Genomic DNA, 6,524 nt, shown 5'->3' with positions numbered 1-6,524 from the left:
CAAAACACAAAAAGTCTTGTATAGTCATATCCTTCAAATTGCTTATACGCCTTAGGATTATTATAAAAATCTTTGATATAAAAAGATAATATTGAGTATATGGCATAAATGCTAGCTAAACTCCTGCGAGTTTTAGAATCGCCATATATCGCGCCCGTCTTAGAATCAAGATATCTTATCAAATAACTATTGTTGTAAATATCCTGCGCTTCCTTGCCAAAATGATTCTCTAATATGGTTTTAATAAAGTCTTTCATGTAACGATAACCCCAGGTCATATGATGATTGCTTAGAACGGCTTGTTGTCTTGCGTTCTTTGATTTTATGTAGAAACTCTCCCTGATATTCGTCGCAAATACCGACTCTTCTAAGTCCCAACTTAAAATATTCTGGATTCAATTCAATGCCTATTGACAGTCTTTGCAATTTTAGCGCTACTGCCGACGTTGTAAAACTACCGCTAAATGGGTCTAAGACTACATCGCCGGGATTACTGGATGCTTTTATAATACGTTCTAATAACGCTTCTGGTTTTTGCGTTGGATGATTTTCATATTCTTCCATGCGAAATCTAACCCTATTAAAATTCCACACATTTCCAGGAACTTTTTGCGTATTATAAGGTTGCGGAGGATCTTTTCTGTAATCTATAAGTTGTCTTTGCGCTCCGGTCTTCGCTTCCACCAGTATATCTTCATAATTAAACGTATATGATGACTTGCTATATTTGTTCAACATCAAAATAGGCTCATACAAAGAGCCGTATATATATTTAGATTGAACGCCAGAACTATCATAAGACCAAATAATTCTAGACAGTACATTGTATTTTTGTGATATATAAACATCAACAAACGACATGTATTGCGTTGCAGTCATAAAATACATAGTTCCCGTATCCTTTAAAACACGCATACATTCGTCTATCCATATTTTACACCAATTTATATAACTATCTATTGTATCCCATTTGTCCTTGTTATTACCAAAATTTTTGCCAATATTATACGGTGGGTCAGCAAAGACTAAATCTATGCTTTTATTTGGAAATAATTTCAATGTTTCAATACTATCTCCTAAAATAGCGATGGATTTCTCCATGGATTTAACATCTTTGATTACTTCTGATATTTGAAATATATTTGTAAAGTTTAACATATATCTATATCTCTCTTGACAGAAATGGTATATATATTTTTAGCAACATCAATAAAACCTTTAACTGTCCAATCGCCGTCTGAAGTTTCTAAAACAGAACGAAAATCATTTATACATCTTAACAAGTTCATTTGAAAATCGTCATCGTTAATCATTTATTTTCAACCATTTGAGATAAAATCATCAATAAACTAAAAACACCTAGAATAACCGCAACCGCGACAAACAACGCAAGCTTCCGCAAAAGTCAGCATTTCTCCGCACTCAGGACACTGAGGGCATGCTCCTGCCAAATTAGCATCGGGACCAAAAGTATATTGTTTTTCCGGATATTGTCGCTCATAAGACTGTTTTTGTTCAAAAAGTCCGGGCAACATTTTTTCTCTGTTGTATGCCTCTAAAGCTTTAGCCACAGCGTCTGCGCATGATAAAATTGCTCCGCCTTCGGCAAGAATAGGCGATGGACATCTTATGCCTTTTAACTGAGTTATAATCAAATCTTGATTAATTCCTGAACGCAAAGCCAAAGAGATTAAACGACCTACAGCTTCTGCCTGCGACGAAGTACATCCGCCGGACTTTCCAAGCTGTGTAAACACCTCGCATGCGCCTCTGTCGTCTTCATTTACAGTAACGTACATTTTACCGCAACCCGTATGCACAAGCAAAGTAAATCCCGTTGTTTTTATCGGACGCGTTCTTGGTTTTGCCTCTCTAATTTGAGCAAATTCTTCTTTTTTATTTACAAGATTTAAAACCTGAAGATCTCTGCTACCATCGCGATACACTGTCACGCCTTTGCAACCCATTTTATAAGAAAGCATATAAACTTTTTTAACGTCTTCTTTAGTTGCCGAATTTGAAAAATTTACGGTTTTTGAAACAGCATTATCTGTAAATTTCTGAAAAGCCGCCTGCGTTTTTACATGTTCTTCAGGAGTAATGTCGTGCGAAGTTACAAATATTTTTCTTATTTCTATAGGAATTTCTTTAATCGCGCGAATACTTCCCTTTTCTGCTATTTTATCCATAAGTTTAGGCGAATAAAAGCCTTTTTCTTTTGCAAGTCTTTCAAAATAAGGATTAACTTCATACATTTCTTCATTGTCAAGACACTGAGATCTCTTATAGACAAGAGCAAAAATAGGTTCTATTCCGCCTGAGGCTGAAGCTATTATCCCAATTGTACCAGTTGGAGCAATCGTTGTCGTGGTTGCATTTCTTACCTGTTTTCCATTCGCGTATATACTTTTTTTGAAGTTTGGAAAAGCTCCTCTAATCACTGCAAGTTCTTCCGAGGCTTTTCGAGATTTGGATTGAATAAAACTCATAAGTTTTTCTGCAAGTGTCAAAGATTTTTCAGAGCCATAAGATATTTTTAAAGATAACAGCAAATCCGCCCAGCCCATTATGCCAAGTCCGATTTTTCTGTTAGAACGCGTAATCTCGCCTATTTTCTTTATAGGATAATTATTCATATCTATGACGTTATCAAGAAAATGAACGGCAGTTTTTACTGTCTTTCCCAAATTTTCCCAATCAACATCGCTGTATTTTACAAAATGTCCTAAATTGATTGACCCTAAATTACAAGATTCATAAGGAAGAAGAGGCTGCTCTCCACATGGATTTGTAGATTCTATTGCGCATATTTCAGGAGTAGGATTTTTGTCGTTCATTCTATCGATAAAAACTATTCCGGGTTCCCCATTTTTCCATGCTTGCTCGATTATCTTATCAAAAACCGCTTTTGCACTTAATTTACCTACAACTTTGCCATTTCTAGGATTATAGAGATTATAATCTTCATTATTTTCTAAGGCGTCCATAAATTTTTTTGTAACAGCAACAGATATGTTAAAATTATTCAGACTGTCATTTTTATCTTTACAAACTATAAATTCTAAAATATCAGGATGATCAACTCTTAACATTCCCATATTTGCGCCGCGTCTTGTACCGCCTTGTTTTATAGCTTCAGTAGCGGAATTAAAAACCTGCATAAACGACACAGGACCGGAGGAAACACCGAACGTTGTTTTTACTATATCTTTGCTTGGGCGAAGTCTAGAAAACGAGAAGCCTGTCCCTCCTCCGGACTTATGTATGAGAGCCGTATTTTTCAAAGTTTCAAAAATTGAATCCATAGAATCATCTATAGGTAGAACAAAACACGCGGAAAGCTGCTGTAAATGCCTGCCTGCATTCATCAAAGTTGGCGAATTGGGTAAAAAATCTAAAGAAGACATTGCCAAGTAAAACTCTTTTGTTAAAGCGTTTATATCCGCATTTTTATCATAGGTTTTATCTGCCTGAGCAATATTTTCTGCAACCCTGTAAAATAAATCCTCAGGGGTTTCAATAACATTCCCTCTTTCATCCTTCTTTAAATACCGTTTTTGGAGTACAGTTAACGCATTTTTCTCCAAATGAACTTTGCTCTCTAAAAACAATTTTTTTACTTTATTCTGTAACATCGACATTGCCTCACAACTAAAAACATACTTATAGTCAAGTAACTCTATGTTGATATAGGGCTATAAATTTTTTTATTCTTTTGTCTCTTAATATGCTCTTTTTTTAACTTCTTTAATTCTTTCATAAAAGCGTCTATGTCGCCAAATTTTCTATAAACTGATGCAAATCTTATATATGCAACCAAATCAATATTCCAAAACTTTTCTAAAATTTTCCCGCCTATAATGCTTGAGGGAACTTCCATAATATATTCACTCATAACTTCATTTTCTATCTCGCTGACCATTTTGTTCATAGTTTCAGCTGAAATAGGACGTTTCCTACAGGCTCTATCTATGCCATTCCAAATTTTTTTTCTGTCAAAAGGTTCTCTCTTATTGTCCGCTTTAACAACCATAAGAAGCATTTCTTCAGGTCTTTCAAAGGTAGTATATCTTTTTCTACATCCAAAACACTCCCTGCGTCTTCTTACCGCGGAAGCATTCTCAACAGAACGCGAGTCAAGAACCCGATCATGGATACTGCCGCAAAAAGGACATTTCACTAGTTTTCTCTCGTTTTTGTTTATTGTACATCAAGAACACAAGTAAACTACAGGTTGTGGTGCCGATCATGCTACAATATACAGGTAGACTTGTCAATCAAGTGTAAATGGTAGTAAGAGCGACAAGAAAATTATTATTGCAAAGCTGAAAAATCTATAAAACTGGCAAATATATTATTTATATAATTTAGAAGCGCTATCCTGTTTATTTTAACAGTTTCATTCTCTGACATAACCATGACTTTTTCAAAGAAATTATCAATTGTTGGTTTAAGTTCCAACACTTTATCAAAAACTTTATCATATTCATTTTTTTGCATATAATTTTCTATTGCTGTTCTTGCTTCTTTTGAAGAAACATAAAGAGCCTTTTCAGCGCCTTCGATAAACAAGGTCTCATTTAACGTTTCTGAAATATTTATATTTTGTTTCTTTGCCTGACTTATTATATTACCTATTCTCTTAAATACAGTTACTATATATCCAAAATCACCTTTTTGTTTTGCATTTTGTAAAGATACGAGTTTAAGGTGTAAAGAACCAAGCGCATTTAGCTTATTACCCTCTGTAACAGCCTTAACCTCAAAAGAATTGTAGCCTTTCAATTCAAGAATATTATCTATTCTTTGCCAAAAAAAATTAATAAGTTTATCGCAAGCATTTTTTGCCTTAGGATTGTTTTTCACTTTTTCTGGTAAAAACTCAAAAACTTTTTCAATTACATTGCCCAAATTTTGATTTGGAAAGTTTTCCATTACCATTCTTATAAAACCTATACCAGCTCTTCTTAGTCCGTAGGGATCTGCAGAACCTGAAGGTTCAAGACCTATCGAAAAATTTGCAACCAGAGTGTCTATTTTGTCGGACATAGATATCAACGTCGCTACGCTGTTTGAAGGAAGTTGACCGGAAGCGCTTAACGGCCAGTAGTGTTGCTCCGATGATAAAGCCACGTCAGACTTTTCACCCAACTTTAAAGCATAAATTTTACCTACTATGCCTTGCAGCTCGGGATATTCAAAAACCATTTCACTTACCAAATCAGCTTTTGAAAACATTATTGCTTTTTCAAGAATTGCGTCATCAATTTGCATATCAAATTCTTTATTAAAAAGATTTGCTATTTGTTTAATACGTTCAACTTTTTCATAAACTGTCCCGATTTCTTTATGAAAAATAACTCCTTTTAATTTTTCAACATTAGCGCCAAGTCCATTTTTTAAATCATTACGATAAAAGAATTCTGCGTCAGCAAGTCTTGCTGTAACAACTTTTTCGTAACCCTCTTTTGCAATTTCTTGATAAGCTGATACACCGTTTTTGATACCTATGAAATAATTAGAAAAACTACCATCTTTACCATTTACAGCGAAACATTTCTGGCTTTTTTTCATACACACAGTAAGCACTTCCACAGGCAAATCAAGATATTTTTTATCAAAAGTACAAAGAACTGCCGAAGGATATTCAACAAGATAATTTACTTCATCAACAAGATCATCGTCATTTATTACGCTACCAACACTTGCAACAATAGAGTCAATTGATTTTTTCATTTCTTTGCGTCTTTCTTGTTGATTAACAATGACAGACTTGTTTTTCATTGTGACAAGATAATTTTCTGGAGAATCTATTTTTATTTTACTACCATCGTAGGTATGCAACCCTATTGTCCAATTTGACGAAGCAACATCTGCAATTTTAAATTTAATAATTTTTTTACCGTAAAGAGCTACTATACTTCTTATAGGTCTTGCAAATTTAAATCCGCTCGGTTCCCAAACCATTGTTTTGGGGAAGGATATGTTTTTTATTATATCAGAGAAAATAATGGCTAAAAGTTTTTCTGTCTTTTCACCTTTAGTTTTTTTAATAAAAGAAAGATACTCGCCTCTTTCTGTAGTTTTTACAACAAGTTTTTCAGGAGGCTCTTCGTTTTTTGCAGCAAAACCTACTGCAGCCTGTGTATAATTTCCATGAATATCTTTTGCAACTTTTAAAGACGGACCCAAAATTTCTTCCACTGTGTCTTCACTTTTTCCAGCAAGATTTTCAACAATTAATACAAGTCTCCTGGGCGTAGCGTAAGTTTTAATCGCTTCATACTTTAATCCAAAAGAGTTAAAAGCTTTCATGGCAAGATTCTCTATTTGTTTTAAAGCAGGTTCGATATATGAACATGGAAGCTCTTCAGAGCCTATTTCAAGTAAAGCATTTTTCATATTTTCATCAATCATTTTTGTATCCTTACCTTGCTTTTCTGTGCCCGTTCCTTTTGCTCGGCTTGCGCTCCTCAGTATCTTAATCATCGCCTCATACGTTTCTTCTTTGACTCTCGTCACAC

The 6,524-nt window shown here is 34.4% G+C and carries 5 protein-coding genes and 1 pseudogene; all 6 read right to left on the bottom strand.

Annotated features, from left to right (window positions below; genetic code table 11):
- Positions 1-257, bottom strand: a pseudogene (locus tag LE180_RS01820) (restriction endonuclease); the annotation flags it as partial.
- On the bottom strand, positions 241-1,158 hold the full coding sequence (yhdJ, locus tag LE180_RS01815; RefSeq protein WP_374133785.1) for an adenine-specific DNA-methyltransferase: 918 nt from the start codon (positions 1,156-1,158) through the stop codon (positions 241-243). The pseudogene LE180_RS01820 and the gene yhdJ, both read right to left, overlap by 17 nt.
- The gene (locus tag LE180_RS01810) at positions 1,152-1,313 is read right to left on the bottom strand and encodes a type II restriction endonuclease (RefSeq protein WP_374133784.1); all 162 of its coding nucleotides are present in this window, start codon (positions 1,311-1,313) and stop codon (positions 1,152-1,154) included. The genes yhdJ and LE180_RS01810 overlap by 7 nt, the downstream gene beginning before the upstream one ends.
- A gap of 36 nt (positions 1,314-1,349) precedes the next feature.
- A complete protein-coding gene (locus LE180_RS01805; RefSeq protein ID WP_374133783.1) occupies positions 1,350-3,635 on the bottom strand; it encodes a vitamin B12-dependent ribonucleotide reductase in 2,286 nt (761 codons plus the stop codon).
- A gap of 44 nt (positions 3,636-3,679) precedes the next feature.
- Positions 3,680-4,180, bottom strand: coding sequence for a transcriptional regulator NrdR (gene nrdR, locus LE180_RS01800; protein ID WP_374133782.1), 501 nt, complete (start codon positions 4,178-4,180; stop codon positions 3,680-3,682).
- Positions 4,181-4,314: 134 nt separating this feature from the next.
- Positions 4,315-6,489 carry a glycine--tRNA ligase subunit beta gene (glyS, locus tag LE180_RS01795; RefSeq protein ID WP_374133781.1) on the bottom strand — a complete coding sequence of 725 codons (2,175 nt, stop codon included), beginning with the start codon at positions 6,487-6,489 and terminating at the stop codon, positions 4,315-4,317.
- Positions 6,490-6,524 lie beyond the last annotated feature (35 nt).

Origin of the sequence: Candidatus Endomicrobiellum pyrsonymphae, from assembly GCF_020328025.1 — a bacterium.
Taxonomy (GTDB): Bacteria; Elusimicrobiota; Endomicrobiia; order Endomicrobiales; family Endomicrobiaceae; genus Endomicrobiellum; species Endomicrobiellum pyrsonymphae.
The sequence above is the reverse complement of the archived record's forward strand: the minus strand, read 5'-3'. Positions and strand labels throughout refer to the sequence as shown.